23 protein-coding genes and 1 tRNA gene are annotated in these 18,495 nt (G+C 32.1%); 9 read left to right on the plus strand and 15 right to left on the minus strand.

What is annotated here, in order from left to right; translation table 11 throughout:
* Positions 1-22: 22 nt before the first annotated feature.
* Positions 23-97: transfer RNA gene (locus ACX119_RS09415), tRNA-Arg, on the plus strand.
* Between the two features lie 40 nt (positions 98-137).
* Positions 138-629, plus strand: coding sequence for a hypothetical protein (locus ACX119_RS09420; protein WP_459350991.1), 492 nt, complete (start codon positions 138-140; stop codon positions 627-629).
* On the opposite strand, the gene ACX119_RS09425 is transcribed toward ACX119_RS09420, so the two are convergent.
* Complete coding sequence (locus tag ACX119_RS09425; protein ID WP_459350992.1) at positions 593-1,186, minus strand: hypothetical protein; 594 nt, start codon at positions 1,184-1,186, stop codon at positions 593-595. The genes ACX119_RS09420 and ACX119_RS09425 overlap by 37 nt on opposite strands.
* Before the next feature lie 118 nt (positions 1,187-1,304).
* Here ACX119_RS09425 and ACX119_RS09430 point away from each other — a divergent pair, with 118 nt between their 5' ends.
* A complete protein-coding gene (locus ACX119_RS09430; RefSeq protein ID WP_459350993.1) occupies positions 1,305-1,544 on the plus strand; it encodes a hypothetical protein in 240 nt (79 codons plus the stop codon).
* A gap of 42 nt (positions 1,545-1,586) precedes the next feature.
* Here the strand turns inward: ACX119_RS09430 and ACX119_RS09435 are convergent, their stop codons facing one another.
* Together ACX119_RS09435 and ACX119_RS09440 are read right to left on the minus strand one after the other, a co-directional pair.
* Positions 1,587-2,210: a hypothetical protein gene (locus tag ACX119_RS09435; RefSeq protein ID WP_459350994.1), complete on the minus strand. Its 624-nt coding sequence runs from the start codon at positions 2,208-2,210 to the stop codon at positions 1,587-1,589.
* A gap of 208 nt (positions 2,211-2,418) precedes the next feature.
* Positions 2,419-3,270 (minus strand): cadherin-like domain-containing protein, encoded by an 852-nt coding sequence (locus ACX119_RS09440; protein ID WP_459350995.1) that lies wholly within the window; start codon positions 3,268-3,270, stop codon positions 2,419-2,421.
* A 145-nt stretch (positions 3,271-3,415) separates the two neighbouring features.
* On the opposite strand from ACX119_RS09440, the gene ACX119_RS09445 reads away from it, so the two are divergent.
* The gene (locus tag ACX119_RS09445) at positions 3,416-4,063 is read left to right on the plus strand and encodes an SDR family NAD(P)-dependent oxidoreductase (RefSeq protein ID WP_459350996.1); all 648 of its coding nucleotides are present in this window, start codon (positions 3,416-3,418) and stop codon (positions 4,061-4,063) included.
* A 2-nt stretch (positions 4,064-4,065) separates the two neighbouring features.
* On the opposite strand, the gene ACX119_RS09450 is transcribed toward ACX119_RS09445, so the two are convergent.
* The 6 genes from ACX119_RS09450 to ACX119_RS09475 all read right to left on the minus strand — a co-directional run bounded on the left by ACX119_RS09450 (position 4,066) and on the right by ACX119_RS09475 (position 10,844).
* Complete coding sequence (locus ACX119_RS09450; protein WP_459350997.1) at positions 4,066-4,704, minus strand: PqqD family peptide modification chaperone; 639 nt, start codon at positions 4,702-4,704, stop codon at positions 4,066-4,068.
* A gap of 38 nt (positions 4,705-4,742) precedes the next feature.
* Positions 4,743-5,735: an S-methyl-5-thioribose-1-phosphate isomerase gene (mtnA, locus tag ACX119_RS09455; protein ID WP_459352027.1), complete on the minus strand. Its 993-nt coding sequence runs from the start codon at positions 5,733-5,735 to the stop codon at positions 4,743-4,745.
* Positions 5,736-5,830: 95 nt separating this feature from the next.
* Positions 5,831-6,436, minus strand: coding sequence for a hypothetical protein (locus ACX119_RS09460; RefSeq protein WP_459350998.1), 606 nt, complete (start codon positions 6,434-6,436; stop codon positions 5,831-5,833).
* A 122-nt stretch (positions 6,437-6,558) separates the two neighbouring features.
* A complete protein-coding gene (locus ACX119_RS09465; RefSeq protein WP_459350999.1) occupies positions 6,559-7,422 on the minus strand; it encodes an ROK family protein in 864 nt (287 codons plus the stop codon).
* Between the two features lie 39 nt (positions 7,423-7,461).
* Positions 7,462-9,084: a thermosome subunit beta gene (gene thsB / locus ACX119_RS09470; protein ID WP_459351000.1), complete on the minus strand. Its 1,623-nt coding sequence runs from the start codon at positions 9,082-9,084 to the stop codon at positions 7,462-7,464.
* A gap of 44 nt (positions 9,085-9,128) precedes the next feature.
* Complete coding sequence (locus ACX119_RS09475) at positions 9,129-10,844, minus strand: adenine deaminase (RefSeq protein WP_459352028.1); 1,716 nt, start codon at positions 10,842-10,844, stop codon at positions 9,129-9,131.
* Between the two features lie 118 nt (positions 10,845-10,962).
* Here ACX119_RS09475 and ACX119_RS09480 point away from each other — a divergent pair, with 118 nt between their 5' ends.
* Together ACX119_RS09480 and ACX119_RS09485 are read left to right on the plus strand one after the other, a co-directional pair.
* Entirely contained in the window at positions 10,963-11,244 is a 282-nt protein-coding gene (locus ACX119_RS09480; RefSeq protein ID WP_297593571.1) for a 50S ribosomal protein L44e, read from the plus strand.
* A complete protein-coding gene (locus tag ACX119_RS09485; RefSeq protein WP_459351001.1) occupies positions 11,241-11,438 on the plus strand; it encodes a 30S ribosomal protein S27e in 198 nt (65 codons plus the stop codon). Before ACX119_RS09480 ends, ACX119_RS09485 begins: the two co-directional genes overlap by 4 nt.
* Here ACX119_RS09485 and ACX119_RS09490 read toward each other — a convergent pair.
* Genes ACX119_RS09490 through ACX119_RS09510 form a run of 5 tightly spaced genes read right to left on the minus strand, consistent with a single transcriptional unit; the run spans position 11,421 to position 15,603 of the window.
* The gene (locus ACX119_RS09490; protein ID WP_459351002.1) at positions 11,421-12,005 is read right to left on the minus strand and encodes an NTP transferase domain-containing protein; all 585 of its coding nucleotides are present in this window, start codon (positions 12,003-12,005) and stop codon (positions 11,421-11,423) included. The two genes, ACX119_RS09485 and ACX119_RS09490, sit on opposite strands and share 18 nt — an antisense overlap.
* Positions 12,002-12,727: an adenosylcobinamide-GDP ribazoletransferase gene (gene cobS / locus ACX119_RS09495; RefSeq protein ID WP_459351003.1), complete on the minus strand. Its 726-nt coding sequence runs from the start codon at positions 12,725-12,727 to the stop codon at positions 12,002-12,004. Before cobS ends, ACX119_RS09490 begins: the two co-directional genes overlap by 4 nt.
* A complete protein-coding gene (locus ACX119_RS09500) occupies positions 12,720-13,691 on the minus strand; it encodes a cobalamin biosynthesis protein (protein ID WP_459351004.1) in 972 nt (323 codons plus the stop codon). The genes cobS and ACX119_RS09500 overlap by 8 nt, the downstream gene beginning before the upstream one ends.
* The gene (locus ACX119_RS09505) at positions 13,688-14,527 is read right to left on the minus strand and encodes a cobyric acid synthase (RefSeq protein ID WP_459351005.1); all 840 of its coding nucleotides are present in this window, start codon (positions 14,525-14,527) and stop codon (positions 13,688-13,690) included. The genes ACX119_RS09500 and ACX119_RS09505 overlap by 4 nt, the downstream gene beginning before the upstream one ends.
* The gene (locus tag ACX119_RS09510) at positions 14,524-15,603 is read right to left on the minus strand and encodes a pyridoxal phosphate-dependent aminotransferase (RefSeq protein WP_459351006.1); all 1,080 of its coding nucleotides are present in this window, start codon (positions 15,601-15,603) and stop codon (positions 14,524-14,526) included. Before ACX119_RS09510 ends, ACX119_RS09505 begins: the two co-directional genes overlap by 4 nt.
* 84 nt (positions 15,604-15,687) lie before the next feature.
* Here ACX119_RS09510 and asd point away from each other — a divergent pair, with 84 nt between their 5' ends.
* The 3 genes from asd (at position 15,688) to cyoE (ending at position 18,234) form a co-directional block, all read left to right on the plus strand.
* Entirely contained in the window at positions 15,688-16,764 is a 1,077-nt protein-coding gene (gene asd / locus ACX119_RS09515) for an aspartate-semialdehyde dehydrogenase (RefSeq protein ID WP_459351007.1), read from the plus strand.
* A gap of 235 nt (positions 16,765-16,999) precedes the next feature.
* Positions 17,000-17,302: an Lrp/AsnC family transcriptional regulator gene (locus tag ACX119_RS09520; protein ID WP_459351008.1), complete on the plus strand. Its 303-nt coding sequence runs from the start codon at positions 17,000-17,002 to the stop codon at positions 17,300-17,302.
* 2 nt (positions 17,303-17,304) lie between these two features.
* Positions 17,305-18,234 carry a heme o synthase gene (gene cyoE, locus ACX119_RS09525; RefSeq protein WP_459351009.1) on the plus strand — a complete coding sequence of 310 codons (930 nt, stop codon included), beginning with the start codon at positions 17,305-17,307 and terminating at the stop codon, positions 18,232-18,234.
* Here cyoE and ACX119_RS09530 read toward each other — a convergent pair.
* Positions 18,229-18,438, minus strand: coding sequence for a hypothetical protein (locus tag ACX119_RS09530; protein WP_459351010.1), 210 nt, complete (start codon positions 18,436-18,438; stop codon positions 18,229-18,231). The two genes, cyoE and ACX119_RS09530, sit on opposite strands and share 6 nt — an antisense overlap.
* Between the last annotated feature and the right edge of the window lie 57 nt (positions 18,439-18,495).

Raw genomic sequence — 18,495 nt, forward strand, 5'->3', positions numbered from 1 at the left:
CCTGTTAAAATCTTACTTGTTTGGACTCGTTGCACAGCCTGGATAGTGCGAGCGGCTTCGAACCGCTAGGTCGAGGGATCGAAGCCCTCCGAGCCCTTTAGATTATCTTATTAGGTAAAAAATTTGTCATTCATTCATTGAAGATTTCATTAATAAAAATTGGATTTACGCTAGTAATAGTTGGTGCAATTTGGATTGCGTTTATTTTTGAAGATACAGAAAAAATTCATGATGAAATAATTCTAAAAGTATCAAACTCGTTTGAATTAAATTCAGAATTTGTAGGTGCAGATATTGGATTTTACAAAGTCTTCATGCCTGAATTTAAAGGAGAAGAGGTATTTGTCCAAATTCTTGACACTAATGATAATGTAATAAAAGAGCAAACGATTCAAACAAAGATGTCAGTAGGATATTTTGACTTTGATAAAGATGGAGTTTATACTTTAAAGATATCAAACATTTCAAAGAATCCAATAAATTTGCAGATAGAGTTTGGTGATACAAATTCAAAACAAATGATTCCTGCAGGAGTTTTATTATTTATTGGAGCAGTTACAGTGATTGTGATGGCCTTTTTTAAAATTAAAAATTACAATATAGAGCAACCTGATGAGAATATTTCATAGACTGGAATACATTGAATGGTATGTCCAAAAATTAGAATTAAATTAAAGACAAGCCAAGTTGTAAAGAACAAAAATGTTACAATTGAGAATGGAAGTAATATTCTTAGTTTAGAATTTTCTCTGTTTTTTAAAATTAAAACTCCACCTAATGATGCTAAAACTAGACCTAATTCAAGTGGTTGATGAGACCAAGATATCAATCCATCAATTCCATAAACTTCATGAGATAGTGAATCACCAAATCCTGAAATTATCTGAAGAGTAGAACCTACCATCACTAGTTTAATACCAGTTTTAAGAGACCCATGAACTGATTTTTGAATCAAAAGAACAGAACCCATTATTGCAGCAATTGCAGTCATTGAAACTCCTGTATACACAACAATGTGTGATGGACTCCAAAAGAATTCAGGTTCTTTTTGCAGATGAGATATTGCATCCCAAAATCCAGCAGATACTACTACAACTGGGCCAATTACTGCTAGAATAATTACAAATGAAACTAGAGAGTTAGGTTTTACAAATGACGAATTTGAAATTCTTTGAATTAATTTCATGTTGATTGCACAATAATTGGGTTATTTGAAATCTTGTAAAGTATATCAATTAGAAAAATTCAACATTAAGGCTAATTTTATGAATTAACTATATTAGATGATAAAATTAACAAAAATTATGAGTCCAGGAATTGGATTAATGAAGAGGCGTCTTGAGAAAGAGAAAGATGCAATAGCACTTGCTATTTCAGGAATTGCTAAAAAATACAACATTAAACCTGAAGAAACTAAAACACTAGAGACAAAATATGATGATGATGCAGGTGATTGGTATGTTGCACTTGGTTGGGATGAAAAGAGAGCCATTATCAAGATGGATTCAGTTCTAGGAACAATTACAGAAATTAAAGAAATCTAAATAGTAAAAAATTTCTAATTAAATCAAAATTTCAGTTTGAATCTAACCATTAGGTCTAGGAAGTTTTCCATTTTTATCAAAGTGGCTTTGGATAATTTTTGATGAGTTTGAATATTTCATGTTTAAATCCTGATTAATCTGGATTATATCAGATCTAGAACTAGATGCCTTTCGTTGAAATTCTTTTGTAGCATCAAGGGAAGTTCCTCCATTTTTGAGAGATACAAATTTTGCTTTTAACCCCTCATCATGTAAATTTGATGTAAAATTAAATTGTCCCCAGAAAATTGGTTTTACTGAATTATCTACAGTATTGATAAATCGTGAAAATGCTACTTGTGGAGAATTATAGACTGATTCTTTTTCCATTGATCTAAGATCATTTTGGAGACTTTCATTGGCAAGTTTTCTTGTATTACTTAATGGATCAACCTTTGCAGAGATTTTTTGGGGTTGTGACTGTTCTAGTTTTTGCTTTTCCATGTTTTGTAAAATAAATAGAGACAATGGATTATTGCTGATTTGATCATTAATCAACACTGTAAATTCATTAAATGATTTGGTGATTTGGTGAGGAGCTAAATCTATTGGGATGTTTGAAGTTGAATTATTAGCAGTAGAGTTTTGAACAGAAGAATCTAAGCCAAAAACGGTTTGGTTAAACATGAGTAAGAAAAAAGGCAATAAGAAAACTAAGTAGGATTTCATTCTGAGGGTGATTATAAAATGGATTCATAATTCTGTGACTCAAAGTTTGTGATCAACAGATGATCAGGTAATTGACTAGTATGTTTAGATGAGTGATATTTAGACTATGATGAAACATTAGTAAATAATTTCTAATTAAAAATTATTCTAGGTATGAAGTGTCTGACTAATCGTCATCTTCTTCGTCTTCATCATCTTCGTCATCATGGTTTTTGTCTTTGGATTTTTTATCCTTCTTTAGATCTTTGTACTGTTTTTTGAGGTCTTTTTCTTGTTCCTTAAACTCTTTCTTTAGTTCCTTTGCTGCAATTTTATACTCAAACTTTAATTCTTTAATCTCATTTTTGATCACTTTTTTTGGATAGATGTCTGAGTCAACATCACATTTTCCAATCTCATCTCCATGTTTTAGGTGTGCAGATACTGCATTCTCAGAGACTGAAAGAGTGTTCTTTCCTTTGTGACATAAAATTACTTTATCATTACTGTCATCATTGTTATCATCAGTTGATGTTCCATTAGCAATAATATCTTCAAGTTCTGCATTTCTCAAAGCAAGTGCAACATTCTCTTCTTGTAGTGTGATAATTTCATTTTCCAAATTTAGAACTTTATCTAGTAAATCTTGAATTTGTGCTAAGAGTTGTTCAATTATAGTATCATTATTTGGTTCCACGTTTACCGTGACAGTAGCAGTATCATTTCCACCTTGTCCATCTGATACAACATAAGAGAAAGTATCATTTCCAACAAAGTCATTATTTGGTGTGTATTCTACCTGAGTTGAGCTAGACAAAATTAGAACAGAGCCTGAAAATGGTTGAATAACAGAGGTAATTGTCAATAAATTCCCATCAGCATCAATGTCATTTGCCAATACAGGAATGATGATTGATGTATTTTCTAATGTAGTGACAGTATCATCATTAGCTATTGGATCCTGAGCAAAAGCAAAACCAGAAGAGAATGTTCCTGAAATTAATACTGCAAGCAAGAACAGCCCGGATAGTTTTTGCATGATTGGAAAATCTCAAAATAGCATATAACCTACAGGCAGAAAAGATCAGTATCAAGGAAAAGTAATAGTTATAAGAAAAGATCTTTGGAAATTTAGTTTAATCCGATAAAGAAATTTAATTATCAATGATTATTTTGAAACTAGTATGACTAAAGCAATAGTTCTCGGAGGTTCTAGAGGAATAGGAAAAGCAATTTCAAATTCATTAAAATCAATTGACATTGATGTTTTTGCAGCATCAAAAAGTGATATTGATACTTCAGATTTGAACAGTGTTAGGGAATTTGTAAAAAATCACAATCAAACAGATATTCTTGTGTTAAATACTGGCGGTCCTGTCCCAAAACCATTTGCAACAATTACAGAAGAAGATTGGAAAATATATCACAATCAATTATTTTTAGGATTTTGTACAATATTACAAAATATCAATGTAAGTGATGGAGGCTACATCTTTTTAATTAGTTCAAATGTCATAAAAGAGCCAAATTCTAAACTGATAATATCTTCAGCTTATCGTGCTGCATTTAGTGAAGTGTTTAAAGTATTGAGTAAAGAATATGCCCAGAAAAATATCAGTTGCATTAACATTGCACCTGGTCCAATCAATACAGATAGAACCAAAGAACTAATCGACAATGTTGAACAATTTAAAGAATCATTACCAATGAAAAGACTAGGAGAGCCTGAAGAGATTGGAAACTTTGTAAAATCGATTATCGATAATAAGATAAAATACCTATCAGGTGTTACAATAAACTTTGATGGTGCAAATTCAAACTATATTTTTTAGTATTATTTTTTAAATTCAACATTAGGCGTATCTGGTTGTCCTGCAATTGCAATTAATCCACCATCACGTAATTGTTGTAACAATTGCATAACTTCTTTTTCTACTTGATTTCTTTGTAGTCCAGTTTGCTGAGCAAATACCTCAACAAGATCAGTAACTTTACGTTGCCCATTACAAGATTTCCAAAAGTCTACAATTGCTTGATTTACCATAAATCCCTGTTCATGTTCATTGGCCAATACCATTGAACCGTCTTCTTGCTGAACTAGTTTTCCAACTCCTTGTGGTAATGCAGTTTCATAGTTAATTGGTGCAGGAGTATTCATCCCAGCACTCATATTTTTTATTTTCATTTTAGCTTCTTCAGACATTTTATCCATTGACCATGCTGGCTCCCATACAATGTCAATTTTTACATTATTTACACCAGGAACTTTTTTGACATACCTTGTTGCATCAGAAACCAAAGTTTCATGAAGAGGGCAACCTTGTGTAGTCATAGTCATTTTGATATTAACATCATTATTTTCTGCAACATCAATTCCATAGATTAATCCCATTTCTACAATATTTAGTGGAACTTCAGGATCCATGCATTGCTTTAATGATTCTTCAATTGCCTGTGGAGAAACAGTACTCATAGTGTAACTGACTCTAGAAAAACAATAAAAACTTTCTATTAATTAGCTTCAAATAATTTTGGAATGGATTCCTCATAAGGAGCCCTAGCCACGCCTTTTTCTGTAATAATTCCCGAGATTAGTTCAGGTGGAGTCATATCAAAGGCAGGATTAATTACATTGATATCATCAGGTGCAGTCTTTTTATCGCCAATTCCTGTAACTTCACTTCCTTTTCTCATCTCAATAATAACATCCTCAGCTTTGTTTTGTAAATCAATGGTAGAGAGTGGTGCTGCAACATAGAAAGGAATTCCATGTTGTTTTGCCATTGTAGCTACCTGATAAGTTCCAATCTTGTTAAAAACATGACCTGTTTTTACAATTCTATCTGCTCCCACTACAACTTTGTTTACTAATCCATTTGCCATTGAATATCCTACAGCAGTATCTGGGATCAAACTTACATCAAATCCATCATGTTTTAGCTCAAATGCAGTCAATCTAGAACCCTGTTGGATTGGTCTTGTCTCAGTTGCAATAACTTTAACATTTTTTCCACTCTCACGTGTTGCTCTTATTACACCTAGAGCAGTTCCATAAGATACAGTAGCTAGGGCACCTGCATTGCAATGAGTCATTATGGTATCATCATTATCAAAAAGAACAGAGCCGTTCTTTCCCATAGCTTTGTTAATTTCAATATCTTCATCTGCCATTTTTTTGGCCTCTGAAATAACTAACTCTTTAATTTCTTCAATGGTGTTACCGGTATTTGCTACATTCATTATTTTTTCTAATCCCCATCCCAAGTTTACAGCTGTTGGTCTAGTTGCAAAAAGAATTTTTCTTGCGTTTTCTAAATCAGTTAAAAATTCATCTTTAGTAGTAGCCTTACTTTGTAATGCTGCTAATGCCAAACCAAAGGCTCCTGAAACTCCAATTGCAGGGGCTCCTCTAACTACTAGAGTTTTGATTGCGTTAGCTATTTGATTAAAATCATCATATTCTTCAAAAACAAGTTCATTAGGCAGTTTGGTTTGATCAATCATTATTACCTTATTATTTTTCCACTCTACTGTACGTAGGGATGTATTATTTTTTGAATTTTCCAACCCAAAAATATGTAATTTGTAGGTATATTTAATTAATCAGAATTTACATCAAGAATTCCTTGTGAAATTAGATACTCTAGTGCAGTAAGTAATTCATTTTCTGTTATAGTTTTTTCAGCATACCAGATAAAAATATCATGAACCCAACTAGGGATTTTAGATTCAGACATTTCAAGAATTTCTAATTCTTCAATATTTTCTGGTTCTACAATTTCTTCAGGAATTTCTAATTCTTCAATAGTATTTTGAGTTACAGCTAATGGCATACTGGATTTGATAATGGAAAATGTTGATACAGTTTCACTAATTCCATATTCAGAGTAAATTCTAAATCCATAGTCACCTAAAATTTCTTCTTCATTTTGATCAGGATCAAGATAGTGTAAAATTTGAACTCCAAACAAATCATCTTCAATAACTTTGGGTAGAATTTCAGTATCCTTGATAATTTCCCCATCACTTAATCGAATTATTTGCATGAAGTGATAACCATCTTGAGGATTGTAATTTTCAATTTGAATATTAGCTCTTATCATTGTAGAATCTTTATCTAAATCTATAACATTCCCTGAAACAAAATCTATTGTAATAATTGGTAAATCTTCTTCAGCATAAACTAAGGATATTTGTAATAACATCAAAATGGAAAATAATCCGATAATTTTTGAAATCAACATATCTCAATTTTTTAAAGATTAGTTAAGATATATCTATAATCGACATTTTTACACCAAATTGATTCCAAAATGGAATTAATTATTTAAAGTAGGCATGCTCCAAAAACACCTGCAGAATCCCCCAGTTTATTTTTTAAAATTGGAGTCTCAATAGAATCTGAAAAAACTTTGGAATAAACAGATTCTTTTCCTTCAGTGTAAAGAAAATCTATGTTTGATAATCCACCACCTAAAACAATTGCATCAGGATCTAAAATATCAATAACATTAGCTAATCCATATCCAAAATTTTCTAATAATTCGTTTTTCCATGATCTACCCACATCGTTATCAATATTTCCAAGAATTTCAATTAGTGTTAGTGATTTGCCTGTAAGTTTGGTCCATTGATTTTCCAAAGACGGTCCACTGATGTAAGTTTCTACACATCCATTTTTACCGCAATAACAAGGATTTCCATTTCTATGTAGAGTATGATGTCCCCATTCTCCAGCAATATTGGTCGGACCAGTATGCAAATTTCCATTATACACAATTCCACCACCTACACCTGTTCCCATTATTACTCCAAAGACCAAACTATATCCCTTGGCAGAACCCATTTTAGATTCAGCAATTGTAAAACAATTAGCATCATTTTCCATGGAAATTTTTTTTCCTAAAATATTTTCCAAGTCTTCCTTGATTGGTTTACCAATAAGGCATTGAGTATTACTATTTTTTATTAATCCAGTCTTCTTAGATATAGCACCAGGTGTGCATATACCAATAGAAAAATCAGAAATGTTTTTTGTTACGTCTGAAACTAGTGTTGAGATAGTTTTGATAATTTCTTGATAATCATCTTTTGGAGTAGGTGCTCTTTTTCTGTCTTTAACATTGAGTTCTTCATCAAGAACAATTACTTCAGTTTTTGTTCCACCTAAGTCGATTCCAACCTTAGTCATCAAATAATTATTAAAATAATATTGCTTAAGTTAATTGCTTTAACCCATTGAAGGCATACCGCCGCCACCTGGACCACCAGATACGGCTATCACATCATCAATTCTAAGAATCATGCATGCAGCTTCAGTTGCAGATTTGATAATTTGTTCTTTAACTACAATTGGTTCAACTACATTAATGATCATCATATCTGCAATCTTTGTATTTCTTGCATCAATACCAGTCCATTTACGGCCCTGAGATTGTTTTGCTCTCAGATTTGCCATAGTATCAATTGGATCCATGCCAGCATTTTCAGCAATTGTTAACGGGATTGTTTCTAGTGCTTCAGCATATTTTTTGATGGCAAGTTGTTCTCTTCCATCAAAATTATCTGCCCAATCTTTTAGTAATGATGCAGCATAAGATTCTGGAGCTCCACCACCAGCTACAATTTCTGGTTTTTCAATTACATCCTTTACAACCATTAATGAATCATGAATAGAACGGTCAACTTCATCTATTACTCTTTGAGAACCACCACGAATCAACAAAGTTACAGATTGTGGATGTTTGCATCCTTCAATAAAGACCCATTTGTCAGATTCTACTTTCTTTTGATGAACCAAATCTGCGGTACCAAGATCTTTTTCTGAAAGATCATCTAGATTATTAATAACACGTCCACCTGTTGCTTTGGATAGTTTTATCATGTCACTTTCTTTTACACGTCTAACTGCCATAATACCATGCTTTGCAAGATAGTGTTGTGCAATATCATCAATTCCCTTTTGACAAATCAAAACATTAACACCAACATCATGTAATTTCTCAACCATAGACTTTAGCATTCTATTTTCTTCTTCTAGGAACATCTGCATTTGAGTAGGATCAGTGATTCGAATTTCAGAACTCATTTCTGTTTTTTCAATTTCTAATGCTGAGTTGATTAATGCAATTTGTGCTTTTTCAATTTTTGTTGGCATTCCACTGTGTACAATTTCTTTATCTAAAACAATTCCTTGAACAATTTGGGTGTCTTGGATTGAACCACCAGCTTTCTTTTCAACTTTAAGGTTTTCAAGATCAACAGTATATTCCTCTCCTTTCTTTACTGCAATTCTAAGAATTGCATCTACAACAATTTTTGATAGTGTATCACTATCTTCAGAGATTAATTTAGATTGCATACTTGTTGTTGCAATTTTAAGAAGAGATTCTTTATCATCAGGTTTAATTTTCTTGGATAATTCAGAGTAAATTTCTAGAGTTTTTTCAGCAGCTGCTTGATATCCATCAATAATTGTTGAAGAATGAACATCTTTTTTGAGAAGGTCTTCTGCTTTAGCTAAAAGAGCACCACCAAATACTACGGATGAAGTAGTTCCATCTCCAACTTCATTATCAACAGTTTTTGAAATTTCAACCATCATTTTAGCAGCTGGGTGTTGAACATCAATTTCTTTTAAAATAGTAGCACCATCATTTGTAATGGTAACATCACCTAGAGAATCAACTAGCATTTTGTCAAGACCTCGTGGTCCTAGACTACTTTTTACCAATTCTGCGACTAGTTTTGCAGCAGCTATATTGTTATGTTGAGCATCTTTGCCTTTTTGCTGTAATGCACTCTCTTTGAGAACCAATACAGGTCCATTTGGTCCTTGTTGAATTGATGCCATTTAGATTCAGCTACAATCCCCTGAATCCCCCTTTTTAACATTACTTAGATGATCGGCGGAATGTAACAACGTTTTTTCACATCAACAATTCCACCTGCCAGAATTCTTACTGATGGTAATGCCAAAAATGGTAAGAATAGTGGAATTAAGTGAGGTCTTGAAAATTTACATCCTGAATCAACAATAGAGTTTGTAATATCTTCAAAATTTGAAGAAACCGTTTCAAAAGAATCTGTCGATATGATTCCTCCAAATTGCAAAGGCATTGATGCAAGAATTTTTCCAGATTTTACTACTACAATACCGCCTTGATTCTTGATAATCTGATTAGATGCAAGCGCCATATCAGAATCATTTGAACCAATTACTATCAAATCATTCTCATGAAAACTCCAAGATGAAGCAAATGCGCCAATGTCAGCGCCAAAATTCTCAAGAAATCCTATTGCATTGTGATTGGTTCCCTGAGTTCTATCAAATGCGGCAACCTTCCAAACATCAGAATCCACAGATGCTGCAATGTTTCCTTCTTTAGATGATAGATTAGCTGAGCCCAGTTTGGTAATAATTTCAGTTTGCATGAATATTGTGTTTGCAGTAACTTGTTTCTTTTTTGATTTGATTTTAAAATCATTTTCAGAGAATTTTTTTAATTTTACTGTTTTTTTAATCCAAGGAGAGATAGGTTTTTTCTTAATTTTAGTTACTAGGTTACCATTTGATACCACTAACTTTCCACCAACGAAGACTTTGTTGGGTTTGAATGATTTTAAATCATCAAAAATTAAAATATCTGCCAATTTTCCGGGTGCAATTCCTCCAAGATCTTTTCCCATATTGTAATAATCAAAATTATTCTTGGAAGCCATGGTTACTGCATCAATTGGAGACAATCCAAGGTTGACTGATTCTCGTATACAGTGATCAATGTGACCAAAATGTAAAATGTCTAATGGATCAAGTCCATCAGAACAAAACATTAATCGATCAAGATAAGTTCCATGAGATAAGACACGAGGAATTATTTCTTTTAAATCACGTCTAATGGATCCTTCTCTGATCATTATCCACATTCCAAGACGTAATCTTTCCAAAACTTGATCAAAATTTATTGGTTCATGACAAGAGAGGATTCCTGATGAAACATATGCATTAAGTTTTTTTTCACTAGCGCCTGCAGTGTGACCATTAATTATACAATCACACTCTAGCATTGTAGAAAGTGATTTCATGGTTTTAGGTTCTCTAAGAGTTACTTTGGTCCATGAAAAAACTTCACCCATTCCAAGAACGTGTGGATGCTTTATTGCAGATTTTTCTTGTGAAAGAGATAGTGTTTTACAATTACTAAATTTTGCATCAACAGGAAGACCACCAGGTACTACTTGGAAAATTCGGATTGGTAGATCTTCTCCAAGTTTAAGAAATTCCTGAAATCCTTTGTAACCGGTTGCACTAACAATGTCAATAGGATCAGAGAATAGAGAAGTTACACCACATAGAAGTGATTTTTTTGCAAATTCAGATGGTAAAACAAATTGATCAATATGTAAATGAGGATCAGCGAATCCTGGAGAAACATATTTGTCCTTTACATCAATGACTATTGTTTTAGAATTAATTGTGTGAGATGCATCTGGACCAACATATGCAATTCTATCTTTAATTATTGCAATCTGAGTTTTTGGGATAATTTCTCTGGTGTAGACAGATAACAAATTACAGTTTTTTAAAACAAGATCGGCACTTTTGTCTCCCATTGCTACAGAATTCAATGAAGAGATCGAATTTGCTAGGCTCGACATCACAATAATTTATTGAATTTTGAACCTATTATAGATTCAATGCTTAAATTACGGTTGAAAAGGTTTTGTTGATATGAACATACCAAAGGTGATCCGAAAGTATTGTGCTAAATGTAAAACACATACCGAACAAAAGGTCTCCATTTACAAGGCTGGAAAAAGACGTGGTTCTGCTCGAGGAGAAAGAAGACACGCAGAACGTAAAAAAGGGTATGGTGGACAAAAATTCCCAAAATTAGCAAAGCCAGCAAAAGTTACCAAGAAAGTTACCCCTATTATGACATGTACAGTTTGCAAAAAGAAATACAATAAACAAGGCGTTAGAATTAAGAAATTTGAGTTGGTAGCAGCATGAAGAAAGATCATATTGAAATTCCAAAACCAGCAAGTAAATTTCAAAAAGTCAATTGTAATGAATGTGGAGAATTACAAGTAGTATACTCTCATGCATCAACACAAGTATCATGTAATTCATGCGGAAATGCAATTGCAGAACCAACAGGCTCAAAAGCTCAAATTAATGGTAAAATCTCAGGCAGTGCTGAGTAAATCATAATCACTTTTAGTATTTAGATTAAAAGCAATTCTCTTGTCATCAATTACAATATATTTTTCATCAATCTTATCTAGTGATGTGATTTTTTTGGCATCCACTAAAGATATTCCTGAGTAATGGCATTTCTCACCATTAAGATTTATAGAATAATCTGAAGTAATACCTAAAGTATTAAGAAATTTGTTTGTAACAAGAATGCTTGTCCAAATATTTTGAGAATCATAACTATTTACAATTTTTTGAATTACTTTATTATCTAACAATGGTAAATCGCCAGATGTAACAAATATAGAATCATTAAAAATTTTTAAAACTGAATTTAGATCTTCAACATATCCTATTCCAGATGTGTCAAATGTTTCAATATTATTTTCTTCAAGGAGTTTTTTAGTTTTAGGAGAATTAGAGCTGGTTATTGCAATAATTTTTGAAAAACAGTTAGAATTTTTTAGTGAATCTATAACATGAAGAATTATTGGTTTTTTGTATTTGAGTAATAATTTTTCCTCAGATAATTTCATACGTGTGCCTTTACCACCGGCCATCACAAGACCAATCATATTGAAACAAACACCATAAGAGAAGCTAATCTTGTAAGCTCATTTGTTGCACCAAGAACATCACCAGTGATTCCTCCAAAACTACGAGTGGATATTGCAAGTATGAATAGTGTTAAAGTTACAGCCACACCCAACATTACAAAGCCAGTTGTTTCACCAAGTAGTGCAACTGGAATTATCATAATGATAAATGCTGCAGTTAATTTTTTCTTATCCTTCATGATGGATACAAATGGAGAATTTGAGCCTGGAGAGGCTGAATTTCCCAGACTTGCCATCAACACCATAGAAAATTTTGCTAAAATTTCACTTATCAAAATTGCACGAAATAGATCAAATCCACTTGTTAATGAAATTGTAATAATTAATCCAAGTAAATACAAAACAATACTAACTATTCCTGCAGAACCGGTAGAAAGATCTTTCATTGCTTGTAATTTTTTTTCTTTAGTATCTTTTACCATTAGACCATCTGCAAAATCAGCTAATCCATCTGCATGATGAATTCCAGTGATTATTGCAATAGATGCTACTACTAACAAGCTAACAATTAGAGGATCTAAAAAGAAGGACAATCCCAATCCAATTGAACCTACAATTAATCCAATTACAATTCCAACAATTGGAAATACAAACATGTATTTTGCAATTGTTTCTAATGTTGCGTTTGATGATGGAAATATTGTAAGAAAAGAAAATACGGATCCAATTTCCTTAAGCATGAATCCACCATCCCATAATAAACAATATAGAAATTATTGGAATAGTAATTATTCCAAAGAATAGAATTGATGAAAGTTTCATTATTTTAATTGCTGAATAGACATGCTCTTCTGTTAATGTAATTTCGTCATTACCTAATTCATAATGATTAATCTTTTCAAATTTAGTTTGAAGGGCCCCTGCAAGTGCAGCCATAGGATATCCAGCATTTGGGCTTTCAGTTTTTTTACTATCTCTAATCATAGTTTTAAATGATTTTTTCCAATCGTTTTGTAAAATTGCAGCTGATAGAATCATAATTAATCCTGTAAGTCTTGCAGGAATATAATTAAGAATAGTATCACATGATGCTGCAAACCATCCTATGTTTTTAAAAATTTGAGATTTGTATCCAATCATTGAATCAGCAGTATTTACTGCACGATACATAAACGCTCCAGGCAAACCTAAAAGAGCATAATAGAATAAGGGACCTGTAATTCCATCCACAATATTTTCACTAATACTCTCTAGCACGCCTGAAATCACATGATTTTTGTCTAAATTCTTAGTATTACGTTTGACAATCATGGATAGATTTTCCCTTGCGGATTCAAGGTTATTTTTACCAAGTGATTCTAGTACAGCATTTGCATGGTTTTCCATTCCACGAATTGCAATTGTTGTTTTGAGAAGCAATCCACCAATCACGACAGTTAGTATTAATGAGAAAATATCTGATGAGAGTAATGATAAACCAACGGTTAATGTTGATATCAATAGAATTACAATGCCTAAAGTAATTACTATTATGAAAATTCCTCCCATAATTTCTAATTTAGAATTTTGATTTTTTGCTAGCGGTGTAAGAACAGCAATAATTTTTCCAATCCAAGCTGTCGGATGATACTTATTTTTTGGATCTCCAAACTTCATATCAAGAAGTAATGCAAGAGAGACCACCAAGATTGATTCTATAATCATTTTAGCATTGCCTCAACTGATTTAATATTTAGATTGGATTTTACAATTTTTGCCAAATCATCTAATTCTTTGTCAATTTTTGAAATATTTTTATCACTCCATGAAAAATCTTGAGGTTTGCAATTTAGAGAATCTTCTTCAGGTAAATTCAATGATACAAGTGGAATAGTACCTGTGACAGGTATTCCCGTAATTTTTTTTAATTTTTGATATCCAGGTTTTAGGACATTAATGTCGCCTCTAAACTTGTTAAAGATAAATCCTTTAACAAATTTTTGATATTTTTTCTCAAGCAATACCATAGTTCCTACTAAACTTGCAAAAGATCCACCCTTATCAATATCGGAAACTAATAAAACATGTGCATTTGCTTTCTTAGCAATTTTCATATTTGCAATATCATATTTTTGTAAATTAATTTCTGCAGGGGAACCTGCTCCTTCCAATATTACTAAATCATGATTCTTCTGTAGTATCTTCAAAGATTTAGTTGCAATTTTAATTCCATCAGAATTGACAAATTTTTCATAATACTCTTTGGCATGCATTTTCTTGTAGCGTTTGCCATTAAGATACACCATACTATTGTAATTTCCCAATGGCTTAAGCAGTATTGGATTCAAATCAGGAGTAATTTTGCATCTAGCTCCAATTGCCTGAATTGCTTGAGCACGAGATATCTCAAAATTAGGCGTGATATAGGCAAAATTAGACATATTTTGAGATTTGAACGGAGCAACAGAATATCCTTTATCAGAAAAAATTCTGCATAGTGCTGCAACTAGTGTGGTTTTTCCAGCACCTGAAGAAGTTCCCTGAATCATTAATGATTTCATATAATTTTCTCCAAAGCTTGAATGAGTTTTAGATTCTCCTTGTGGGGTTTAACTGCAATTCGGAAATAATGATTATTTAATCCTCTAAAATTTTTACAATCTCTAATCAAAATTTTATGTTTAAGTAGTTTTGATTTCAAATTAGTTGAATTGTAAATGGTTTTAATTAAAATAAAATTTGTATACGAATCAACATATTCAAAACCATTTAATTTTGAAAATTGTTCTTTAAGATAGTTCAATTCTTTTTGAATTAGAGTGTTAGATTTTTTTAGATGTAGTTTATTTTTCAAAGCACTAGTAGCTGCCTGTTGTGCTAAAGAGTTTACACTCCATGGAATTTTTATTTTTTCCAATATTTCAATAATTTTTTTAGACCCTGCAGCATAACCAATTCTTATTCCTGGCAGTCCATAAGATTTTGTCAAGGAACGTAAAACTATCAAATTATCATAATCATTTACATAAGACATTACAGATTCATTATGACTTGGAACTAATTCAATAAAACATTCATCAACAAATACTATTGAAGAAAGTTTTTTTGCTGATTTAATTATTTTAAGGACTTTATTTTTTGATAAGAGATTACCTGTTGGATTATTTGGATTGCATAAAAATACACATCCATTTTTTGGAATTTTTGAAATAAATAAATCAAGATTCTCTTCCAAATTCATAGTTTTTAAAAATAAAACTTTTGAGTTATGTAGTTTTGATGCTGTTTCATATTCTTGAAATGTTGGAATAGGAATTAAGACAGATGTTTTATTTGATAAAAATGCAAAGCAAAAATTATAGATAATTTCGATTGCGCCATTTCCTACCGTGAGATTGGCTCTGGGTAAATGGGTGTATTTTTCTAGGCTTGAGAAAACAATGGAAGAGTCAAAATCAGGGTAATTTTGAATATTATCCAAATTTTTTTGAAGAGTCATTTTTACAGATTTTGGCATTCCTAGTGGATTGATATTTGAACTAAAATCAATTACAGAATTTGAATTATTTAGTGGATTTCTGGCACCATGTTCTACCGGAATGTGATTAAGAATTGAAGATTTTGTTGTTATTTTCACAGTTCCAAATAGAAGTAGCCGATTTAGTATGTTTTGGTAAAAACAGTAAAGGATTATTAATTGAAAGCGATCATTTATCAAAATATGGATAAAAAAAGAGTTGCAATAATTGGTGTTACAGGTTCTGTTGGTCAAGAATTTGTCCAGTCATTAAATAATCATCCATGGTTTGAAGTAACACAAATTGCAGCATCTGAACGTTCTGCTGGGAAAAAATACCTGGATGCAATAAGAGATCCTAGTGGAATTGTTGCATGGGATGTAGGTGGAGAAATTCCTGAATATATCAAAGAAATGACAGTAAAAAGAATAGATGAATTAGATGTATCAAAATTAGATTTAATATTTTCTGCAGTAGAATCTGAAGCAGCTAGAGCTATAGAAACAAAAATGGCTGCAGACCTTCCTGTAATCTCAACTAGTTCAGCCTATAGATATGAAGATGATGTTCCAATTCTCATTCCAGGAATTAACGATGAACAATCAGATTTACTAGATATTCAAAAGAAGAATAGAAATTGGAAAGGTTGGGTTGCTCCACTTCCAAACTGTACTACAACTGGATTAGCTATTACTCTAAAGCCATTACTTGAAAAATATGGTGCAAAAAAAGTAATGATGACATCAATGCAAGCAATATCAGGCGGTGGAAAATCAGGTGTATCAGCTATGGGAATTACAGATAACATTATTCCATATATCCCAAAAGAAGAGGGAAAAGTAAGACTTGAAACAAGGAAAATTTTGGGTAAATTGGTAGATGGAAAAATTGTTGATGCAGATATTAGAGTCAGCTGTACTTGTACAAGAGTTCCAGTAATTGATGGGCATACAGAATCAGTTTTTGTTGAAACTACACAACTAATTGATCCTGCAATGGCTAAAGAAACATACAATCAATACAATAAAGATAGTACAGTGATAGGATTACCATCTGCACCTGCACAATATTATGCATTCCATGATGATCCTACAAGACCTCAACCTAGAATGGAGAGAACTGTAGGAGATGGAATGACGACAACAATTGGAAGAGTAGAAAAAGAAGAACTATTTGTTCATGGGCTAAAGTACATGCTGTTCTCACACAATAAAAAAATGGGTTCAGCTAAAGGTGCAGTCTTATTAGCAGAAATGTTATACAAAAAAGGAAAGATTTAGATTTTTTTTGCAATTTTTTCAATAATAACTTTATAAGAACCAGAAATCTAGATCGACTCAGGTGTTTTGAACGGCAAAAGTAGACGAATTAGATTTACAGATTTTATCCGAATTATCTAATGATGCCTCAATTTCAGTTCCAAGATTATCAAAGAAAATTAATGTAAATTCTTCTGTAGTATATTCACGAATCAAAAGATTAGTTAAGAGAAAATTAATTGAGCGATTTACAATTGTGGTAAATGATGTAGAGCTTGGTTATAATGTTAAAGCATTAACCGGAATTAATATGGATACAAAAAAACGAGATCACATTATTGAAGAGTTATTCAAGATAGATGGAGTACGTGAAGTGGCAGAAGTAACAGGGAGGTTTGATATTTTAGTAACAATGTATTCAAAGTCCTTAGATCAGATGCATAAGATGATCTCTGAAAAAATAGGTAGAATTAACGGAATTCAATCTTCAGAGTCATTTATTGAAATGAAATCACGAATGAAAGCAATGCCATATATGCCATCAAAGGATAGTGAATAACGGTGCAAAAACAAAAATCAGAATCCAGGGTTGCAGTATACTATGAATTAACAAAGCCAAAAATTTGGTATTTGTTAGTTTTTACTGCATTTGGAGCAGCATTAACTGCCTCAAATATTTATGGAATTGAAATATCACCGGCAACTTGGATTTTCATGTTATTTTCAGTGGCTGCAGGCTCGGCTGCAGCTAACACATTGACGAACTATCATGACAGAGATATAGATGCAATAATGGAAAGAACAAAAGGAAGACCCCTACCTTCTAAAAGAATTCATCCTGCTGAAAAAGCAAGAAACTTTGGATTAGCATTAGCAGGTATATCATTAGTTTTAGCTTTTGCAATTTCATTTACTACTACATTAGAACAAGGTTTGTGGGCTACAACATTCATTGCATTTGGATTGGCAAATAACATTCTAGTTTATTCATATGCATTAAAGAGAAATTCAAGGACAAATATTATTCTAGGAGGATTATGTGGAGGCTCACCCCCAATGATTGGATGGGTTGCAGTAAGTATGTCAGATTTATGGACAATGGGATTAGCTATGGCAGGATTAGTCTTTATTTGGATTCCAATGCACATTTGGGCTTTAACATTACATTTCAAAGAAGATTACAATAAAGTAAATGTTCCAATGTTAACTGCAGTACAATCAGAGAAAACATCGGCAAGAGCAATTGCTGGTTCAACTGTGGTTATGGTATTATTTTCTATTGCTCCATTCTTTATCACTACAGAAAGTGGAGAAGCTATGGTAGGAGGAGTATATTTGTGGACTGCAATTGCATCTGGTGCATTAATGATAGCACTATCTGTTTGGGTAATTGCAAAACCAATGGAGAAAGCATCATGGACATTGTTTAAGTTCTCCAGTCCATATTTGGCAGTATTATTTATTGCATTAATGGTAGATTCAGCATTATAAAATACTGTTATTTTGATCTAGACTGTTTAGTTCTTTAGTTATAACAGAATGCTTTTCAATTAATTCTTTAAGTTCTTTTTTTCTTTCATCTGAATTCCAATTAGATGAAATTAAGGAGGATAATTTAGCAACAATGCCCCATTGAATATTATTTTGCTCATCTATTAATTCTAAAAATCTTTTACCTTTTTCATCATCATTCATAATTTTTTCAATTAAATCACAGATAAAAAGTTAGCATAGGTAATTACATAATTTCAA

This window comes from Nitrosopumilus sp. S4 (assembly GCF_054515835.1).